The sequence below is a fragment of the Micromonospora sp. NPDC006431 genome, assembly GCF_042870725.1.
GTDB lineage: Bacteria > Actinomycetota > Actinomycetes > Mycobacteriales > Micromonosporaceae > Micromonospora.
Window position 1 is genome coordinate 116,626 of sequence record NZ_JBIAHQ010000003.1, and the last position, 17,615, is coordinate 134,240.

Sequence of the window (17,615 nt, forward strand, 5' to 3'; positions counted from 1 at the left end):
GTGACCTCGGCCGCCCGGATCGACCTGCACGCGCACTCCACCGCCAGCGACGGCACCCTCAGCCCCGCCGAGCTGGTCCGGGCCGCCGCCGAGGCCGGTCTCGACGTCGTGGCGATCACCGACCACGACACCACGGCCGGCTGGGACGCCGCGGCTCGCGCGCTGCCGTCCGGGCTCACCCTGGTCCGGGGCGCGGAGGTCTCCTGCCGCTGGCACGGCGTCGAGCCGGCGCTCCCGCTGCACCTGCTCGCGTATCTCTTCGACCCGGCGGAGCCGGAACTGGTCGCGGAGCTGGCTCGGGTCCGGCGCGCCCGGGAGGAGCGCGGCGAGCGGATCGTCCGGCTGCTGCAGGCCGACGGGATCAACGTGAGCTGGCGGGAGGTCCTGGCCGGCGCGGCCGGCGGGGCCGTCGGCCGCCCGCACATCGCCCAGGCGCTGATCCGGGCCGGGCTGGTCGCCACCACCAGCGAGGCGTTCGGGCCGGACTGGTTGGGGGAGCGGTACCGGCTGCCCAAGGAGGACATCGACGTGTTCCGGGCGGTGGCGCTGGTCCGGGCGGCCGGCGGGGTGCCGGTCTTCGCCCACCCCCGGGCCAGCCGGCGCGGCCGGGTCGTGCCGGACGAGCTGGTCGCGGAGCTGGCCGCGGCCGGGCTGGCCGGCCTGGAGGCCGACCACGAGGACCACACGCCGGCCGAGCGCGCCCACGTCCGCGGGCTCGCCGCCGAGCTGGGACTGCTGATCACCGGGTCGTCGGACTTCCACGGGACGCACAAGACGGTCCGGCTCGGCGCGCACACCACCGATCCCGAGGCCTACGAGCGGATCGTGGCCGCTGCCACCGGAGTGACCCCGATCCCTTCAGGCTGAAGCCGCCGGGCGGCGCGGCTACCGTGTCCGCGTGGATCTCAAGCTCTTCGGCGAGGTCTTCGTGACCCTGCTGGTGATCGTCGACCCGCCCGGCATGTTGCCGATTTTCCTGGCGCTCACCGGCCCGCTCGCCGCCCGGGACCGGAACCGGGCCGCCTGGCAGGCCGTGGCGCTGGCGCTCGGGGTGATCGTGGTGTTCGCCGTGGCCGGGCAGACACTCCTGGCCTACCTGCACGTCTCCCTGCCGGCGTTGCAGGCCGCCGGCGGGCTGCTGCTGGTGCTGGTCGCGTTGGAGCTGCTGACCGGCAAGGCCGACGACCCGAGCCAGCCGGCCACGTCCAATATCGCCCTGGTTCCGCTGGGCACCCCGCTGCTGGCCGGACCGGGCGCCATCGTCGCCACCATGCTCTTCGTGCAGCGGGCCGGCGGGCCCACCGACTACCTCGCGATCGCCCTCGCGATCGTCGCGGTGATGGTCACGGTCTGGCTGGCGCTGCGCTTCTCCGGCGTGATCGTCAAGATCCTGCGGCCGGGTGGCATCGAGGTGCTCACCCGGATCGCCGGCCTGCTGCTGGCCGCCATCGCGGTGCAGCTCATCGCCGACGCGATCGCCGCGTTCGTGACCCACTTCATCACCACGGGCTGACCCCGGGCGCCTTGCTGCCGGCTGCGTCGCCGGCCCGCCGGCGGCGGGCTGTCGTACCGGGATGGCAGGATCGCAGGCGTGCGACGAACCTCCCCGACCGGACGACCGACCGGTGGCCACCCGCCCCGGCCCCGCGCCGAGCAGGCCGAGCAGCTCGGCTTCGAGGGCATGCCGGAGCGGCTCTTCGTCTGCACCCCCAGCAAGCTCGGGGCGTATGTGGACTGTCCCCGGCGCTACCGCTACGCGTACGTCGACCGGCCCGCGCCGCCCAAGGGCCCGCCGTGGGCGCACAACTCGCTGGGCGCCAGCGTCCACACCGCCCTGAAGAACTGGTACGCACTCGCGCCGGACCGCCGCCGCCCCGAGGTGCTGGCCACCCTGCTGAAGGGCACCTGGGTGCGCGAGGGCTACCGCGACGAGGAGCAGGAGCGGGACGCCTTCCGCCGGGCGCTGGCCTGGCTGGAGTCGTACGTCGCCGGCCTCGACCCGGCTGACGAGCCCGTCGGGGTGGAGCGGGTCGTCGCCGTGAAGACCGCCGTGCTCGCGCTCAACGGCCGCGCCGACCGGATCGACTCGCGTCCCGGCCCCGACGGGCGACCCGAGCTGGTCATCGTCGACTACAAGACCGGCCGCGCCGGGCTGGACGCCGACGACGCTCGCGGCTCCCAGGCCCTGGCCCTCTACGCGTACGCGGCCGAGCGGGTGTTCCGCCGGCCGTGCCACCGGGTCGAGCTGCACCACCTGCCCACCGGTACGGTCGCCGCGCACGAGCACACGCCCGAGTCGCTGCAGCGGCAGCTGTCCCGGGCCGAGGAGACCGCCCGGGACATCATGGCCGCCGAGCGGGCGGTCGCCGACGGCGCCGACGCCGACGAGGAGTTCCCGGCCACCCCGGGGCCCCGCTGCGGCTGGTGCGACTACCGGCGCACCTGCCCAGCCGGCGCGCAGACCCCGGGCAAGGACCCCTGGGCGGCCATGGACCGCCACTCCAGCGACGATGGGTGAACTGCTGGGAGCGGGGGACGCGGATGGCCGTCACCTCACGGGTGCGCCTGCTTCGGCAAGGTGAGAACTTCGGCTCCGTCGTTGGTGATAGCGATCGTGTGCTCACTGTGCGCTGTCCGGCAGCCTGTCGCGCTTCGGAGCGTCCAGCCATCGGCATCGGTGACGAGCTCGGCGGTGTCCGCCATGACCCAGGGCTCCAATGCCAGCAACAGCCCAGGGCGCAGCCGGTATCCGCGACCGGGCCGCCCCGTGTTCGGGACGTGCGGGTCCTGGTGCATCGTCGATCCAACGCCATGACCGCCGAATTCGTTGTTGATCGAATATCCCGCCTCGCTGAGGACCGAGCCGATGGCATGGGAGATGTCACCGATGTGGGCCCCTGGTCCGGCCGCGGCAATCCCGGCGCTCAATGCGCGTTCGGTCGCGCTGATCATCGCAACGCTTTCCGGGGGGTTCGAGTCGCCCACGATGAAGCTGATGGCGGAGTCAGCGACAACTCCGCGTTTGCAGACGGCGAGGTCGAGCGTCAGCAGGTCGCCGTCGGTAAGCGGGTAGTCGTACGGCAGTCCGTGGAGCACGGCGTCGTTGACTGACGTGCAGATGTAGTGGCCGAACGGCCCACGTCCGAAGGACGGCTCGTAGTCGACGTAACAGGACTGCGCTCCGGCCTCGGTGATCATGGCCTGGGCCCACCGGTTGATGTCCCGGAGGTTCGTGCCTACCTCACAGCGACTCCTCAGCGTCTGCAAGATGTCGGCGACCAGGGCGCCTGCCTCCCTGGCTCGGGGCAGTTCGGTGGGGTTCAGGATCTCGATCATGCGGCGCCCTTACTCGTGCAACCAATAAGTATCCCGGCCATATTATCCCGGTACTAGAATCGGGCCATGGTCAGGTTGCCGCTCACTCCCGCGGAGGTCGAACGCGGACAGCGCCTCGGCGCCCTCCTGCGTCGAGCCAGGGGGGAGCGTTCGATGCTCGGCACCGCGCTGGACGCGGGTGTCTCGCCGGAGACTCTTCGGAAGATCGAGTCCGGTCGCGTAGCCACCCCTGCCTTCTCCACCATCGCTGCGATCGCCGACGTCCTCGGCCTTTCCCTCGATGCGGTGTGGTCGGAGATCAACCAGTCAGACGGCGGGGTCGAGCTCGCAAGATCAGGTCGCTACGAAGGTGAGCGGTTGGCCTCGTGAGTCTCGATCCCGCAGCTTCGTCGCCGTTGCCGACGATGGAGATCACCTGGCGAACGCCTGCGAGGACCCGCCGTCGAGGCGCCGGCCGAGCGCGACGCCGTTCTCGACCAACGTCCCCGGTCAGGACAACTAGGCGGCGAGGCCGAGGCGGGCGGCGCGGTCCTTCGCGGCCTGCTGCAACGGCCCCACCCGGTAGCGGCGCGGCAGTGCCGCCAGGGCGAGCCGCAGCGCGCGGACGCTGAGATCCGCCGAGAGTGCGGTGGTGGGCAGGCCCAGGCCGCCGTACAGCCGGCGGGCCCACGCCGGCAGCAGCGCCATCGCGGTGCCGGCGATCCCCAGGTACGCCCAGCGCGCCGGGCCGAGATGCAGGCCGAGCTTCACCGGCAGGCTGAGCTTCCACGGGATCGGCGGAGCGGTCAGGAAGAGGGCCGTCTCCGCCGCCTCCCTGGTCATCCGCAGATCGGCACGGATCCGTCGGTAGTAGTCGGCCACCTCGGCGGCGGTGCCCGGCACGTCGGCCGGGTCCAGCCCGACCAGGGCCGCCGCCCGGCGCTGCTCGGTGTAGTAGCCGTCGATCTCGTCGTCGGTCAGGGCGAGCCCGGCTCGCCGGGCGGTGCTGACGAACGACTCGACCTCGGTGACATGCACCCAGCGCAGCAGTTCCGGGTCGTCGATCCGGAACTCCTCCCCGGTGAACGGGTCGGTGGCTCGCATCCGGGCGTGCAGCGTACGCAGCCGCCGGCCGGCGGCCTCCGCCTCGGCGGTGGTGCCGTAGATCGTCGTCGCCACGTAGGTGGCGGTACGCACCAGCCGGCCCCACGCGTCGGTGCGGTAGTTGCTGTTCTGGGCGACCCCGGCCATCGCCCGGGGGTGCAGCGCCTGGAGGTAGAGCGAGCGCAGGCCGGCGACGATCAGGACCGGCTCCTCGTGCACCTTCCACGTGACCGATCCGGGACCGAAGAGGCCGAGGTCATCCGAGTCCACCGCCCAAGAGTGCCACGCTCCGGGCCACCCTCGCGGTCCCGGGCCGCAGTCGCCGAGCAGCAGGGACGGCGGCCCGACGAGGGTGCGTCTCTGTCAGTCGTCGGCGGAGCGGCGGCCCTGGCAGGCGGGGCAGAGCCCCCAGAAGGTCACTTCCGCCTCGTCCACCTCGAAGCCGTGCGCGGGGCTCGGGTCCAGGCAGGGTGCGAGGCCGGTCGCGCAGTCGACGTCGGCGATCTCGCCGCAGCCCCGGCACACCACGTGGTGGTGGTTGTCGCCGGCGCGGGCCTCGTACCGGGCCGGGCTGCCGGCCGGCTCGATCCGCCGGGAGAGCCCCGCGCGGGAGAGCGCGCCGAGCACGTCGTAGACGGCCTGGGTGGACACCGAGTCGAGCCGCTCGCGGACCCGACGGGTGATCTCGTCGACCTCCAGGTGACCGCCGGCGGCGAGCACCTCCAGCACGGCGAGCCGCGGTCGGGTGACCCGCAGGCCCTTCGACCGGAGCAGCTCCTCACCGCTGGACATGCAGCAATGACAGCACGGGCCCCGACGGCCGACAAGTGAAGTCTGGTAGGGGGTGGCCGCGACCACAGGCCGGGCGGGGACGCCGCCGGGGTGGATGAACCGGTCGGACGGGTTGCGCGTGTACCGGTTCGTCAGCTCCGTCACGCGCATTTGATCGACGTACGCTGGCTGCCGCGGAAGCCGCATCCATTGCCGGAGGTGTCGGTGTTCAAGGAAATCAACGGTCTGCCGGGCCACGTCCTGATCGTGCACGCCGTCGTGGTGTTCGTCCCGCTGTTGGCGCTGCTGGCCTCCGCCTACGGGCTGTTGCCCCGGTGGCGGTCCCGCTTCGGGTGGGCGGTCGCGGTCCTCGCCGTGGTGGCCCCGATCGCGACCTTCCTCGCCACCGAATCGGGCGAGGCGTTCGAGGAAGTCCAGCGGAAGAGGGGCGTGGGTGGCGAATTCCTCCAGAAGATCCACGAGCATTCCGAGTACGGCGACACCCTGCTCTGGTTCACCCTGGGCCTCGCGGTGGCGGCCCTGGTGCTGTTGGCAGTGACCTGGAACACCCCCTGGGCGGCCCGGCTGCCTTCCTGGCTCAGCTGGCCGGTGACCGGTGTCGTGATCGTGCTGTCCGTGTTCGCGCTGGTCTACGTCTATCTGACCGGCGACAGCGGTGCCCAACTGGTGTGGAGCGGCCAGGTCTGACACCGGACGGCCGGGTCAGAAGATCACCCGCGAGCAGAGCAGGCACATGAGGATCACCAGCACGACCCCGGCGATCGTCCCGATGCCGTAGGTGAATCGCTGGGCCTGCTGCTCCCCCTGATCCATGGCGGCCATGTCCTGGGGAGGCAGCCGCCGGGGCGGCGCGGGCTGCACGTGCACCGGGGGTCGCCAGCCGGGCGGGGGTGGCGTGGTCGGCGGCGGCCCCGGGTAACCGCCGGCCGGCGCGTTGCTCGCGGGCCAGCCACCCGCACCGGGCTGGCCGCTGCTGCCGGCCGGCGCCGGGCCTGTTTCGCCGGTCGCGGCCGGCCTGGACCACGGACTTGCCGACGCGCCGGACCAGGGACTGTCGTTCGGGCTCGCGCCGGACCGCCGACTGTCGTCGGAGCTCGGGCCGGACCACGGACTCCCGTCCTGGCTCGTGCCGGACCGGGGACTTTCGCCCTGGCTCGCCCCAGGGAGGGGACTGCCGTCCTGGCTCGGGCCGGACCAGGGATCGCCAGGTGGCGGTGTGTCGGAGCGGGGATGATCGGCCTCGCCCGCGTCGGTCAACTCGGGGGTGCCCGCCCCGGCGGACGGCCCGAAACTCGACGCCGGCTCGCCGGACGGACCGCCGTTGACCTCGCCAACTGTTTGGTCCGGTGTCGGGCGTCGCCAGAACTCGTCCTCGGGGCTGCCACCGCTCGACGTCGTCACGCCGTCCGACGCTACCAACGCCCCGGCCGCTCGGCCCGCCGGACGCGACGGGCGAGCCACGCCCGGGTGGTGCGCGGGCCGGTCGAGCCGTGCCGTTTTCGCCGGTATCCTTGCTGCTCGTGGAGGATCCCGGGATGCGTGGCGCACGCGGCGACGACGACCGCGTGGTCGACCTCAGCGACGACTTCGTGGTGCTGCCCGAGCAGACCACCGACGACACGGACCGTGGCTGGGGCGAGCGGCCCAGCGGCAACGACGACTGGCTGCTGGCCGAGCGCCCGCCGCACTGGGGCTGACCGGCCTCTTCGAGGACCGGCGCCGTGACGTCCGCCACGGGTTGCCGACCGGTCATCCGCGTACCACCACCGCGAAGCGGCTGCCCTCGGGCACGCCGACGGCCTGCTGCGCCTGCTCCGGCCGGAGCGCCAGGTAGAGCGCGGAGGAGCCGTCGACCGAACCGGCGCCGACCACGTCGAGCACCAGCGCCCGCGGCGCGAGGAGGGTCGCCTCCCCGCCGGCCCCATCGGCTGGTACGACCAGCAGGTCCACCCGGGCACCCGGGCGGAGCACGGCGAGGGCGGCCGGCTCGGCCAGCCGGACCGGTACGCCGACCGACCCGCTGGGCAGGGGCAGCGCGACGCTCGGCGGCCTTGCGGCAGGGCTTGCGGGACTCGCGGCCGGGGTGGGGCCGGCCGGGGCGGTGCCGGGCGGACAGCCGGCGGGTGTCTGGAGGACCGCGGCGGCCAGGCCGAGCAGCACCGCGACCAGCGCCACCCGGAGCAGGGTCCGGCCGCGCGGCAGCCCGCGCCAGCGCACCGGCTGCAGTGATCCCTCGCCCGCCGCCACCCGCGCCCTCCCACCCGCACGACACCCGATCAGATGCCAGCAGGCTAGGAGCCCGACGTGCGCAGCGGCCGTCTTCGCAGGCCGCCCTGTGGAAAACCCACCCGCCTGTGGATAACCCCCAAACCTCGCCCGGCTCTGCTAGCGCCCGGCCGAGCCACCACCCACCCCGGCGCCTCAGTCACGAAAGAGTGGCCATTCCCGCAGGAACAGCCACTCTTTCGGGGAATTTGCGGATCTTGGGCCCCGCAGCGCCCCACAGGAGGGCGCCTCGGGTCAGGAGGAGGAAGAAGAGGTGCTCGCGGCCGGGGTCTTGGCCGACGAGCCGGTGCTCGAGCCGTTCGACGTGCTCGACGAGCTGGTCGAGCTGCTGGACGACGACTCGGACGTGGCCGGCTTGCTCGTGCTGCTCGTGCCGGTGTCGGAACCCGACGAGCGCGAGTCGGTGCGGTAGAAGCCGGAGCCCTTGAACACGATGCCGACCGAGTTGAAGAGCTTGCGCAGCTGCCCCTCACACGCCGGGCACTCGGTCAGCGGCTCGTCAGAGAAGGACTGCACCGCCTCGAGCTGGTGGCCGCACGCGGTGCAGGCGTACTGGTACGTGGGCACGTTCTCCTCCGGATCTTGGCACGGTCGGTTGGCACTCGACGCTTCCGAGTGCCAATGGTGCGTCATCGGCGAGGATTCGTCCAGCGGAAGTGTGCCGTCAGACAACCGTCGCCCGGGCCAGGGTACGCAGGCCGTCGGTGGGGGTGATCACGGCGCGGACCGGTCGGTCGTGCGGCTGCGCGGGCAGCGCCTCGACCAGCTCACCGTCGTGCAGCAGCGCCACGGTCAGGGTGTCCGCCGGCACCCGGGCGAGCGCCCGGTCGTACGAGCCGCCGCCCCGGCCCAGCCGGATCCCCCGGCGGTCCACCGCCAGGGCCGGGACGATCACCAGAGCGGCCTCGGCCACCGCGTCCGGGCCGCGGCGGGGCCCGGCCGGCTCCCGCAGGCCCCGCCCGGCGGCCCGCAGCGACCCTGGGTCGGTGTAGCTGGCCCAGTCCAGGTCCAGGTCGTCGCGGAGCACCGGGAGCAGCAGCTCCGCCTCGGGCGGCAGCGCCGCGCGCAGCACCGCCGGCAGATCGCTCCCGCCCGGCTCCGAGCCGACCGGCACGTAGGCGGTCATCCGGGCCGGGCGGAGCCGGCGTACCAGGGAGGTCAGCTCGGCCTGGACGCGCGCCGCCGCTGCCGCCCGAGCCGGCGCCGGCAGCGACCGGCGGTGGGCGAGCAGGGTGACCCGCAACTCCCGCTTCGCAGCATGCGTCGCATCCACTTCATCCGAAAATTCCGGCACGCAACACTCCTGACGCAACGCTTGTCTCCCCGTCGCTCTGTGTCAGCATCGCAGCAAGGGGCGCAGAACTTCCGGGAGGATGCTTGACGCTACGCGGGCGGTTGACGGCGGCCTTCCTCGCGGTGGTGCTCGGCCCCGTCCTGCTCGGCGCCTTCTTCGTCGGGGCCACGATGGCAGCGGTCGATGACAGCCGCGCCGCCGAGCGGCTGGGCCTGGCCGCCGCCGGGGTGCGTACCTCGGTGGACGCCCTCTGCCAGCAGTTGCGCGCCGCGGCCGACGCGGTCGCGCTGGTCACCGACCCCGCCGCCCGCCACCGCGCGGCCGACCAGGTGGTGGGCCGCGGCCTGGCCGCCGCCGTGCTGACCATCGACAGCGCCGGCATGACCAGCTACGCCACCCCCGGCGGCCCGGCGCGGCCCTGGCAGGAGTGCTCCAGCGAGCCGCCCGCCGCCGGCCCGGTCCGCGCCCTCGCCGCCGAGGTCCAGCTCCGTGACCCGGCCGGCGCCGACCTGGGCACGGTCACCGCCGCGCAGCCCGTCGACCCGGCCTTCGTCGCGCGGCTCGCCGCGGTGACCGGGGTGGCGGTCACCCTCCTCGACGATCCCGCCGGCACCGACCCGGTCACCCTCACCACCGAGACCCGGGAGGTACGCGCCGCGGTGCTCGCCGCCGCCCGCACTCTCGACGGGGACCGGGTCACGGAGACCGTCGACGGGCGGTACGTGCGCCGGGTCGGCCCGTCCCCGGGGCAGCCGCTGCCGCTGGTGCTCTCGGTGCCCGCGGAGCGCCCGCCGGGCCTGCACGTCGCCCTGGTCGGCGCGGTGGTGCTGGCCGCCCTGCTGGCCGTGCTGGCCGCCTGGCGGCTGGCCCGGGTGACCACGCGGCCCCTGATGGAGTTGGCCGGCGCGGTGGACCGGGTGGCGCACGGCGACCTGACCGCCCGGGTGCCGGTACGCAGCCGGGACGAGATCGGGCGGCTGGCCGGCGCGTTCAACCGGATGACCCGGGAGACCGGCAGCTACGTGGCTGCCCTGACCAGCAGCCGGGACCAGTTGCGCGGGCACCTGGCGGTGCTCGGCGACACCCTGGCCAGCACCCATGACCTGCAACGCATCCTGCGGGTGATCCTGCACAGCGCGATCGCCGCGACCGGCGCCCGGGCCGGTGCGGTGCTGCTGCTCGACGGCGACGGCGTGCTCGTCGGCCAGTGCGTCGAGGGGCTGGACGGGCGCCGGCCCGGCGACGACGGGTCCGACCCGGCGACGCTGCGGGTGCCGGCCGGCACGGGGGTGGTCGGCACGGTGGCGGCGACCGGGGAGCCGCTGTGCGGCCGGTGGGAGCCGGCGGACCCGCCGACCGGGGAACCGAGCTGCGAGACGTACATCGCGGTGCCCTTCGCCGCGCCCGGGGCGGCGGAGCTGGCCGGGCGCGGCGACCCGGACCGGCCCGGGCATCCGCCGGCCGACGACGACGCGGCTCCGGCGGGTTCCGGCGCGCTCGGCGTGCTGGCCCTCTACGACCGGCTGGGGGCGGAGGAGTTTGCCGACGACGATCTGGTCACCCTGCGGACCTTCGCGGCCCACGCGGCGGTGGCGGTGGAGAACGTCCGGGTGCACGAGGAGACCCAGCGGCTCTCCCTGACCGACCCGCTCACCGGGTTGTGGAACTACCGCTACCTGCGCGAGTCGATCCGGCGGGAGGTGGAACGGGCCAACCGGTTCGGCCGGATGCTCAGCGTCCTCGCGCTCGACCTGGACCGGTTCAAGGACGTCAACGACACCTGGGGGCACGCCGCCGGGGACGCCGTCCTGGTGGAGTTCGCCCGCCGGGTACGCGGCGAGATCCGCGAGGTGGACCTGGCGTTCCGGCAGGGCGGCGAGGAGTTCGTGGTGCTGCTGCCGGAGACGGACGCCCGGGGCGCGACCATCGTCGCCGAGCGGCTCGGCGCGGTGGTCCGGGACCAGCCGGTGCCGGTGGACGGGCACGGCGGCGAGCCGGTCCGGGTGGCGGTGACCGTCTCCATCGGCATCGCCGTCTACCCCGACCACGCCGCCGGCGGGCAGCAGGTGCTCGACGCCGCCGACGACGCCCTCTACGCGGCCAAGGCGGCAGGCCGGGACGGCTACCGGCTGGCCCAGCCGCCCGACCCGCCACCCACCCGGGAGATCCCCGTGGTGGTCGCCGCGGTCAGCCCGCCCGACGGACTGCCCCGGGCCGGCACCCCCGACACCTCCGGCGGAGGGCAGGGCGGCGCGTCTTCCGGTCCTCACCCGCCGCGGCAGAGCCGTGGCCGATAGTCTCGCGACATGTCGGAGCACTCAGCGAACCCCTCAGCGGCCGCCGCGACCGGTCGCCCCCGTGCGGTCAAGGCCGTGATCCCGGCGGCCGGCCTGGCCACCCGGTTCCTGCCGGCCACCAAGGCGGTCCCGAAGGAACTGCTGCCGGTCGTGGACCGGCCGGTGTTGCAGTACATCGTCGAGGAGGCCACCCAGGCCGGGCTCAACGACGTGCTGCTGATCACCGGGCGCGGCAAGACCGCCATGGTGGACCACTTCGACCGCCGGCCCGACCTGGAGGAGCGGCTGGCGAACAAGCCCGAGCTGCTGGCCGCTGTCAAGCGCACCGAGGACCTGGCCGAGATCTACACCTGCCGGCAGCCCGAGCAGCTCGGCCTCGGTCACGCCGTCGGGTACGCCGAGTCCCACGTCGGCGACCAGCCCTTCGCGGTGCTGCTCGGCGACGAGTTCGTCAAGATGGACGAGCCGCTGCTGCCGGCCATGCTGGAGCTTCAGGCCCGCACCGGCGGCATCGTGCTGGCGTTCTTCGAGGTCGACCCGGCCGAGACCAAGCGGTACGGCATCGCCTCGGTCGAGCCGGCCGAGCCGGAGTACAACGACATCGCCGACATCGTCAGGGTCACCGGCATGGTGGAGAAGCCCAAGCCGGAGGACGCGCCGAGCAACCTCGCCGTCCTCGGCCGGTACGTGCTCCCGGGGCGGATCTTCGACGCGATCCGGCGTACCGAGCCGGGCAGCGGCGGCGAGATCCAGCTGACCGACGCCATGGAGATCCTGCGCAACGAGGGGGTGCCGGTGCACGCCATCGTCTACCGGGGCACCCGCTACGACACCGGCATGCCGCTCGGCTATCTCCAGACCGTCGTCCAGATCGCCGCCGAGCGGGAGGACCTGGGCGCCGAGTTCCGCAAGTGGCTGGCCGAGTTCGTCAACCAGGGCGACCAGACGGTCACTGCGGCGATCCTGGAGGGCGTGCGCAACGCGTCGGGCGGTCCCAATACATGACCGCGACGGCCGACGCCGAGGCGGCCGCGAACGAGCTGACGCCGCTCGCCGACTACCTGGGCAGCGTGCTGCGCAGGTTACGCGCGCTGCCTCCGCTCGACCTCGACCTCACCCAGGCCTACGGCAACGTCCTCGCCGAGGATGTCGTCGCGCCGCACTCGTTCCCCGCCTTCGACCAGGCGGCGGTGGACGGGTACGCCGCGCGCTGGGAGGACATCTCCGGAGGAAGCCGGGGGCCGGGCTACGTCCCGGCCCCCTCCGGTACGCGTGGTGGGCGCAGCATCCGGCTGAACGTGGTCGGCGACCTGGGCGCGGCGAGCTGGCGGCCGGTCCGGCTGACCCCCGGCTCGTGTTTCTCGGTGGCGGCCGGTGCGCCGCTGCCCATCGGCGCCGACGTGGTGGTCCCGGTGGAGTGGACCGACCAGGGCATGGCCGCCGTGGAGATCTTCCGCGCCCCCAAGCGCGGGTACGGCGTCCGCCGCGCCGGTGAGGAACTGCCTGCCGGCACCCTGCTCGCCCGCGCCGGCACGTACGTCTCGCCGGCCCTGGTCGCCGTCTGCGCCGCCACCGGCATCGGGCACGTGGTGGTCCGACCCAGCCCGCGGGTGGTCATCGTAGCCACCGGCGACGAACTGGTCGACGTCGGCCGGGGCAGCCAGCCCGGCCAGGTGGTGGACACCAACTCGCACGCGCTGACCGCCGCCGCGGCCGAGGCGGGCGCGCTCGCGTACCGGGTGGGGATCTGCGACGACGACCCGGAGGGGCTGCGCGGCCTGCTGGAGGACCAGACCCTGCGGGCCGACCTGATCATCACCACCGGCGGCACCGGCACCGGCCCCGGCGACATGGTCCGCCGGATCATGTCCCGCCGCGAGGGCGGCCGCGCCGGACCGGTGACCTTCACAGAGGTGGCCCTCTATCCCGGAACGGCCCTCGGATTCGGTACGGTCGGCGCCGAGGAGGTGCCGGTGGTCTGTCTTCCCGGTGAGCCCGGCGCGGCGCTGATCGGCTTCGAGGTGCTGGCCCGCCCGGCCATCCAGCTGCTCGCCGGCGCCGAGCCGGTGTTCCGGCCCAGCGTCCGGGCCCACCTGCTGGAGACGGTCTCGTCCCCGGGTGGGCTGCGCGAGTTCCGTCCCGCGCACGTGGCCGAGCGGCGCGGCGGCGGCTACACGGTCCAGCCGCTGGCCGGCGGGCCGTTCACCCTCTCCGGCCTGGCCGAGGCGAACGGCCTGCTGGTCCTCGGCGAGCGGGTCACCACCGCCGCCGCGGGCTCCACGGTGGACGTCCTCCTGCTGGATCGCCGTAGGTGAGCGCGAGGAGTGAGCTTGCGAGCCCCGCGGTCGCGAGCGCAAGGCGAGCCCGGTGAGCCTGTTTCGGCGGTCGCCCGGGTGGCCGGCGGTGCTGGTGGACGGTCCGGTGGTGCTGCGGCCCTACCGGCGCTCCGACGCGGCCGCCTGGTCGGAGATCCGGCGCGCCAACCGGGCCTGGCTGTCCCCGTGGGAGTCCCACCTGCCGGGAAGTTGGGACGAGATGAACTCGCCCGCCGCGTTCCGCCTGGTCCATGCCGACCAGCGCCGTTCGGCGCGGATCGGCGAGGGCATGCCGTTCGCGGTCTGCCTGCGCGAGGACGGGCAGGAGCGGCTGGTCGGCCACCTCAACGTGGGCAGCATCGTGCGCCGCGCGTTCTGCTCCGGCTACGTCGGCTACTGGGTGGACTCCCGGGTGGCCGGTCGCGGCCTGATCCCCACGGCGGTGGCGCTGGCCGTGGACCACGCGTTCGGGCCCGGCGGGCTGCACCGGATCGAGGTGAACATCCGGCCGGAGAACCGGCCGTCCCGGCGGGTGGTGGAGAAGCTGGGCTTCCGCGAGGAGGCGTACCACGTCCGCTACATGCACATCGACGGCGCCTGGCGGGACCACATCGGATACGCGATGACCAGCGAGGAAGTGGCCGCCGAGGGCGGGCTGCTGGTCCGCTGGCACCGCGTACGTGACAGCCGCGGCTGAAGCGTCCCACCCGGCGCGCCCGGCGCGGCGCACGGTCAACTCGGTCGGCGGCCCGTAACCTCAAGTAACTGCAAGCTGTGGGCAAGCGCGGCGGGCCTCGCACGATCTGCGTCGTGAACGACGTACGGCGGAACAAGGTGCGGTCGAGTGGCGCTCGCCTCGAATCTGGTGACGGGAGGGGTGAGGGTGCCGACCTCGGTGCTCCTCGCCGTCCTCGCCGCCGCCGGCCTGCTCGCCCTCGCGCCGGCGCTGGTCCGTCGGTACGACGCCACCGAGCGGTTGGTGGCGGAGCGGGCGCAGTCGACGGCGCGGGTGCTCCAGCGCCGCCGGCGGCAGCGCACCGTGCCCGGGCGGCGGCCCATCCACCCGCCCCGACACCTCGTCGTCACCCTCAGTGAGAATGCCGACACGGGGAGTCTGACCAAGCCGGTCTCCGCGCCGCCCGCTCCGCGCCGGTCGAGCCGGCTCCGGTCGGTGCCGCCCGCCCCGGCCAAGTCCCGCCGGCGGCACCCCCCGAAGCGCCGCCGGCACACCCCGGCGATCTACCGCCGGCGCCGGGTGCTGGCCGCCCTGCTGCTGCTCAACTTCGTCGAGCTGATCGGCGTGGTGGCGGTCGGCCCCGGGTTCTGGATCAGCTTCTCGGTGACCGGCACCCTGCTCGTGACGTACGTCGTACACCTGCGGAAGCTCGCCCTGGCCGACCAGCGACGGCGGCGCCGGGAGGCCCGGGAGGCGGCCTGGCTGGCCGCCCGCCAGGCCGAGGTACGCCGCGAGCAGGCGAGGCGCGCCGCGGCCCGCCGGGAGGCGCAGCGGCGCCTGGCCGCCCAGCGCGAGGCTGTCCGGCGTACGGCGATGGGGCTGGACCGACCGACGGACCTGCCGCCGGCGGCCAGCGGCGGCTCGGTCTCCTACCGCCGGGCGGGCGGCCTCCGGGGCCGCGCCTACGAGGCCGGCCGCGGCTCGCACAGCGCCTGATCCCTCCTGGCGCCACCTCGGCGACCCTGCTCGGCCCCACTTCGGGGCGATGGTTGGCCCAACTTCGGGGCGCTGCTCGGCCCCACCTCGGATGGTTGGCCCAACTTCGGGGACGTTGCGGTATGCGGGTGGCCGGGACACCGCAACTTCCCCGACCTGGAGCGGAAAATCTTGGACCGGGTTGTCGAATCCGGCGGGGGCCGTCCGACGGGATGGTGAAGGCCGGCGCAGGGCCGGCCGCCACCGACGCACAGGAGCGCCCATCATGGCCAAGATCGTGTCGAACTTCTTCATCTCGCTGGACGGTGTCGTGGAGCGGCCCGACCAGTGGCACTTCCCCTACTTCGACGACGAGATGGGTGCCGCCGTCAGCCGTGGGATGGATCAGGCGAGGGCGTTCCTGATGGGGCGCCGGCAGTACCAGGAGTGGGCGGAATACTGGCCGAACCACACCGGCGACGGCTTCGACGCCGACTTCGCGAACTTCATCAACTCGGTGCCGAAGTACGTGCTGTCCAACACCCTCACCGAGGCGACCTGGCAGAACTCGACGCTGCTGTCGGGCGACTCGTCGCAGGTCGCCGACCGGCTGCGGGAGATCAAGGAGCAGACCGACGGGGAGATCGCCATGTCGGGCAGCCCCACCACCGTCCGCTGGCTGCTGGCCAACGGGCTGCTGGACGAGCTGCGACTGCTGGTCCACCCGATCGCCGTGGGACGCGGGCAGCGGCTGTTCGAGGAGACGCCGACGTACCCGCTGCGGCTGGTGAGCCAGGAGACGTTCAAGAGCGGGGTGCTCAACCTGACATACGCCCCGGCCTAACTCGCCCCTCGCGCCCCGGCGGCTTGGAGATCTTGGTAGGTTTCGACCCCTCTGAGGGCCTTTTCCTGCCAAGATCTCCTCGTCCCGTGGGGCGATTCGCACCGGGGGCCGGTGACCTGTTAGCCTTGTCGCCGGCCCGCCCGGTGCAAGCCGGGTGGGACCGACGCTGGTACGCCAGCGGAGGGGCTGTGGCGCAGACCGGTAGCGCACCTCGTTCGCATCGAGGGGGTCAGGGGTTCAAATCCCCTCAGCTCCACCCCAGATCAAAGGCCGTTTCCCGTGGTGGGAGACGGCCTTTTCGATCTTGCGCAGCAGTGGGGTGCAGGGGCCTGCCCAGGCTCGCATGGAGAGCTGGGCGTACAAGTCGAGGGCGTTGCGGACGAACCTGGCACCATCCGTTCCGCCACTGGACCATCCAAGCTCTGGGTAGCTGGATCGGACGAGGGTAGGTGCTCCCTCCCCGTGATGCGGGATGGTGAGCTACTCGGCGACGAAGACGCCCACGCCTGGCAGGGTTTCGGTCATGCCCTTGATCCGTAGGACCTGCATGGCTCGGTCGATCACCGGCTCAGTGACCCCGTAATGCTCGATCAGTTCTCGCCGGCTGGGCAGCTTGGAACCGGGCGGGAACTCCCCTGACGCGATGCGTCCGGCGAGGTCATCGGCGATCTGCTCGTAGCGGTAACGCGGTGGCACTAGGTTCCCCTCGGTTGGCAACACGAGTAGACCACCTACGTCAGCCCTTGACTACCCAATGGTACCTATGGGAGGTTGCCGGGGAGGTCGATTCCCTCGGTTGGCGCTGGTGGGCCGTCCTCGCCGGCGTGGATGTTCGGCGCATCCCCGTGGTCGGACATCCACGCCTCTAGGTAGCTGCGGCACGAGGAGGGAAGCCAGTGCTTACGTCGAGATGGCAGCACGGCGGCTCTCGGCTCAGCCGGCACTGGTGAGTCGATGAAGCGCGTCTTATATGAGGAGTACGTCCTGGCGGTCGCGCTCACTCTCGCTCGGCGGCACCGGCCGGTCTGGTGCTGGCGGCGCTGGCGGCGGGTCTGCCGGTGTGGCGCCGACCTGCCCTGCCGTGCCCGCCACCGCATCCCGATCCGGCGCGACCACTGGCCGAGCGAGCCGGTCGAGTCGACAGGAGCGGACGAGTGAGCCAGGAGCAGCGCATCCTCGGCGTACACCGGCGTGGGCCGGACGGGTTGTGCGCGGGGTGCCGGTTGTGGTGGGCGCTGCTGCTGCCGTACCCGTGCTGGCAGGTGGAGTGGGCGACCAGCCGGCAGGCCCGGACGCGGACCGCGCGCTTCCTGGGCGGTGGGCGGTGACCACACACGAGCCGGTGTTGCCGATCTGGACCTGCGGCGGCTGCGGCGGGCCGTGGCCGTGCGGGACGCGGCGGCGGGAGCTGCGGGCGGAGTACGCGGACGCGCCGGTGTCACTGGCGCTGTATCTGGGGGCGCAGTTGGTGCGCGCCTCCGCGGATCTGCACTGGGTGTCGGCCGGCGCGCTGCATCGCCGTTTTCTCGGTTGGGTGCGGTGAGCATCCTGCGGGCCGGGGACGAGAAGTTTCACTACAGCGACGGCTCGCACCGGTGGATCCCGCCGGACCCGGACTACGACCAGGAGGTCTGGGACGAGCAGGTACGCCAGCACAAGCATCAGCATCTGCGGAACGAGCGACCCAAGGTGCGGCTGCGGCGCCTCGCCTGACGAC

23 protein-coding genes, 1 tRNA gene and 1 pseudogene are annotated in these 17,615 nt (G+C 73.3%); 18 read left to right on the plus strand and 7 right to left on the minus strand.

From position 1 onward, the window contains the following. The 3 genes from ACFYM6_RS06915 (at position 1) to ACFYM6_RS06925 (ending at position 2,518) form a co-directional block, all read left to right on the plus strand. A complete protein-coding gene (locus ACFYM6_RS06915; RefSeq protein WP_387273026.1) occupies positions 1-867 on the plus strand; it encodes a PHP domain-containing protein in 867 nt (288 codons plus the stop codon). Between the two features lie 31 nt (positions 868-898). Next, positions 899-1,513 carry a MarC family protein gene (locus tag ACFYM6_RS06920; protein WP_073840014.1) on the plus strand — a complete coding sequence of 205 codons (615 nt, stop codon included), beginning with the start codon at positions 899-901 and terminating at the stop codon, positions 1,511-1,513. A gap of 168 nt (positions 1,514-1,681) precedes the next feature. After that, complete coding sequence (locus ACFYM6_RS06925) at positions 1,682-2,518, plus strand: RecB family exonuclease (RefSeq protein ID WP_387273729.1); 837 nt, start codon at positions 1,682-1,684, stop codon at positions 2,516-2,518. A gap of 35 nt (positions 2,519-2,553) precedes the next feature. Here ACFYM6_RS06925 and map read toward each other — a convergent pair whose 3' ends face one another. Then, positions 2,554-3,336 carry a type I methionyl aminopeptidase gene (gene map, locus ACFYM6_RS06930; protein ID WP_387273028.1) on the minus strand — a complete coding sequence of 261 codons (783 nt, stop codon included), beginning with the start codon at positions 3,334-3,336 and terminating at the stop codon, positions 2,554-2,556. Between the two features lie 66 nt (positions 3,337-3,402). On the opposite strand from map, the gene ACFYM6_RS06935 reads away from it, so the two are divergent. Beyond that, positions 3,403-3,705 (plus strand): helix-turn-helix transcriptional regulator, encoded by a 303-nt coding sequence (locus ACFYM6_RS06935; RefSeq protein ID WP_387273030.1) that lies wholly within the window; start codon positions 3,403-3,405, stop codon positions 3,703-3,705. Positions 3,706-3,834: 129 nt separating this feature from the next. Here the strand turns inward: ACFYM6_RS06935 and ACFYM6_RS06940 are convergent, their stop codons facing one another. Together ACFYM6_RS06940 and ACFYM6_RS06945 are read right to left on the minus strand one after the other, a co-directional pair. Next, positions 3,835-4,689 carry an oxygenase MpaB family protein gene (locus ACFYM6_RS06940; RefSeq protein ID WP_387273032.1) on the minus strand — a complete coding sequence of 285 codons (855 nt, stop codon included), beginning with the start codon at positions 4,687-4,689 and terminating at the stop codon, positions 3,835-3,837. A 93-nt stretch (positions 4,690-4,782) separates the two neighbouring features. Continuing rightward, positions 4,783-5,211 (minus strand): Fur family transcriptional regulator, encoded by a 429-nt coding sequence (locus tag ACFYM6_RS06945; protein WP_357437366.1) that lies wholly within the window; start codon positions 5,209-5,211, stop codon positions 4,783-4,785. A gap of 204 nt (positions 5,212-5,415) precedes the next feature. On the opposite strand from ACFYM6_RS06945, the gene ACFYM6_RS06950 reads away from it, so the two are divergent. Continuing rightward, positions 5,416-5,898 carry a DUF2231 domain-containing protein gene (locus ACFYM6_RS06950; protein WP_387273033.1) on the plus strand — a complete coding sequence of 161 codons (483 nt, stop codon included), beginning with the start codon at positions 5,416-5,418 and terminating at the stop codon, positions 5,896-5,898. A gap of 827 nt (positions 5,899-6,725) precedes the next feature. Continuing rightward, complete coding sequence (locus tag ACFYM6_RS06955) at positions 6,726-6,908, plus strand: hypothetical protein (protein ID WP_143194448.1); 183 nt, start codon at positions 6,726-6,728, stop codon at positions 6,906-6,908. 52 nt (positions 6,909-6,960) lie between these two features. Here the strand turns inward: ACFYM6_RS06955 and ACFYM6_RS06960 are convergent, their stop codons facing one another. Then, positions 6,961-7,458 carry a flagellar biosynthesis protein FlgA gene (locus tag ACFYM6_RS06960; protein ID WP_387273035.1) on the minus strand — a complete coding sequence of 166 codons (498 nt, stop codon included), beginning with the start codon at positions 7,456-7,458 and terminating at the stop codon, positions 6,961-6,963. A 292-nt stretch (positions 7,459-7,750) separates the two neighbouring features. On the opposite strand from ACFYM6_RS06960, the gene ACFYM6_RS06965 reads away from it, so the two are divergent. Beyond that, entirely contained in the window at positions 7,751-7,909 is a 159-nt protein-coding gene (locus ACFYM6_RS06965) for a hypothetical protein (protein ID WP_387273770.1), read from the plus strand. A 62-nt stretch (positions 7,910-7,971) separates the two neighbouring features. On the opposite strand, the pseudogene ACFYM6_RS06970 reads toward ACFYM6_RS06965, so the two are convergent. Together ACFYM6_RS06970 and ACFYM6_RS06975 are read right to left on the minus strand one after the other, a co-directional pair. After that, positions 7,972-8,130 (minus strand): annotated as a pseudogene (locus ACFYM6_RS06970) (FmdB family zinc ribbon protein); the annotation flags it as partial. A gap of 31 nt (positions 8,131-8,161) precedes the next feature. Then, the gene (locus tag ACFYM6_RS06975) at positions 8,162-8,791 is read right to left on the minus strand and encodes a 5-formyltetrahydrofolate cyclo-ligase (RefSeq protein ID WP_387273037.1); all 630 of its coding nucleotides are present in this window, start codon (positions 8,789-8,791) and stop codon (positions 8,162-8,164) included. An 83-nt stretch (positions 8,792-8,874) separates the two neighbouring features. Between ACFYM6_RS06975 and ACFYM6_RS06980 the strand changes: the two genes are divergently transcribed. The 7 genes from ACFYM6_RS06980 to ACFYM6_RS07010 all read left to right on the plus strand — a co-directional run bounded on the left by ACFYM6_RS06980 (position 8,875) and on the right by ACFYM6_RS07010 (position 16,154). Next, a complete protein-coding gene (locus ACFYM6_RS06980; protein ID WP_387273039.1) occupies positions 8,875-11,088 on the plus strand; it encodes a diguanylate cyclase in 2,214 nt (737 codons plus the stop codon). A 9-nt stretch (positions 11,089-11,097) separates the two neighbouring features. Continuing rightward, positions 11,098-12,093: a UTP--glucose-1-phosphate uridylyltransferase gene (locus tag ACFYM6_RS06985; protein WP_387273041.1), complete on the plus strand. Its 996-nt coding sequence runs from the start codon at positions 11,098-11,100 to the stop codon at positions 12,091-12,093. Further along, on the plus strand, positions 12,090-13,403 hold the full coding sequence (gene glp, locus ACFYM6_RS06990; RefSeq protein WP_387273043.1) for a gephyrin-like molybdotransferase Glp: 1,314 nt from the start codon (positions 12,090-12,092) through the stop codon (positions 13,401-13,403). The genes ACFYM6_RS06985 and glp overlap by 4 nt, the downstream gene beginning before the upstream one ends. Before the next feature lie 88 nt (positions 13,404-13,491). Continuing rightward, a complete protein-coding gene (locus tag ACFYM6_RS06995) occupies positions 13,492-14,100 on the plus strand; it encodes a GNAT family N-acetyltransferase (protein WP_387273730.1) in 609 nt (202 codons plus the stop codon). Positions 14,101-14,280: 180 nt separating this feature from the next. Then, positions 14,281-15,075, plus strand: a complete 795-nt coding sequence (locus ACFYM6_RS07000; protein ID WP_357437887.1) for a hypothetical protein — start codon at positions 14,281-14,283, stop codon at positions 15,073-15,075. Between the two features lie 265 nt (positions 15,076-15,340). Beyond that, a complete protein-coding gene (locus tag ACFYM6_RS07005; protein ID WP_387273045.1) occupies positions 15,341-15,898 on the plus strand; it encodes a dihydrofolate reductase family protein in 558 nt (185 codons plus the stop codon). Positions 15,899-16,080: 182 nt separating this feature from the next. Beyond that, positions 16,081-16,154, plus strand: a tRNA-Ala gene (locus tag ACFYM6_RS07010). A gap of 224 nt (positions 16,155-16,378) precedes the next feature. Here ACFYM6_RS07010 and ACFYM6_RS07015 read toward each other — a convergent pair. Continuing rightward, on the minus strand, positions 16,379-16,594 hold the full coding sequence (locus tag ACFYM6_RS07015; protein WP_357437396.1) for a GntR family transcriptional regulator: 216 nt from the start codon (positions 16,592-16,594) through the stop codon (positions 16,379-16,381). Between the two features lie 258 nt (positions 16,595-16,852). Here ACFYM6_RS07015 and ACFYM6_RS07020 point away from each other — a divergent pair, with 258 nt between their 5' ends. The 4 genes from ACFYM6_RS07020 to ACFYM6_RS07035 are packed head-to-tail and all read left to right on the plus strand — an operon-like array spanning position 16,853 to position 17,611. Continuing rightward, on the plus strand, positions 16,853-17,056 hold the full coding sequence (locus ACFYM6_RS07020; protein WP_387273047.1) for a hypothetical protein: 204 nt from the start codon (positions 16,853-16,855) through the stop codon (positions 17,054-17,056). Continuing rightward, positions 17,053-17,226 carry a hypothetical protein gene (locus tag ACFYM6_RS07025; protein WP_387273049.1) on the plus strand — a complete coding sequence of 58 codons (174 nt, stop codon included), beginning with the start codon at positions 17,053-17,055 and terminating at the stop codon, positions 17,224-17,226. Before ACFYM6_RS07020 ends, ACFYM6_RS07025 begins: the two co-directional genes overlap by 4 nt. Then, positions 17,223-17,441, plus strand: a complete 219-nt coding sequence (locus ACFYM6_RS07030) for a hypothetical protein (RefSeq protein ID WP_387273051.1) — start codon at positions 17,223-17,225, stop codon at positions 17,439-17,441. Before ACFYM6_RS07025 ends, ACFYM6_RS07030 begins: the two co-directional genes overlap by 4 nt. After that, entirely contained in the window at positions 17,438-17,611 is a 174-nt protein-coding gene (locus tag ACFYM6_RS07035) for a hypothetical protein (RefSeq protein ID WP_387273053.1), read from the plus strand. The genes ACFYM6_RS07030 and ACFYM6_RS07035 overlap by 4 nt, the downstream gene beginning before the upstream one ends. The last annotated feature ends 4 nt before the right edge of the window (positions 17,612-17,615 follow it).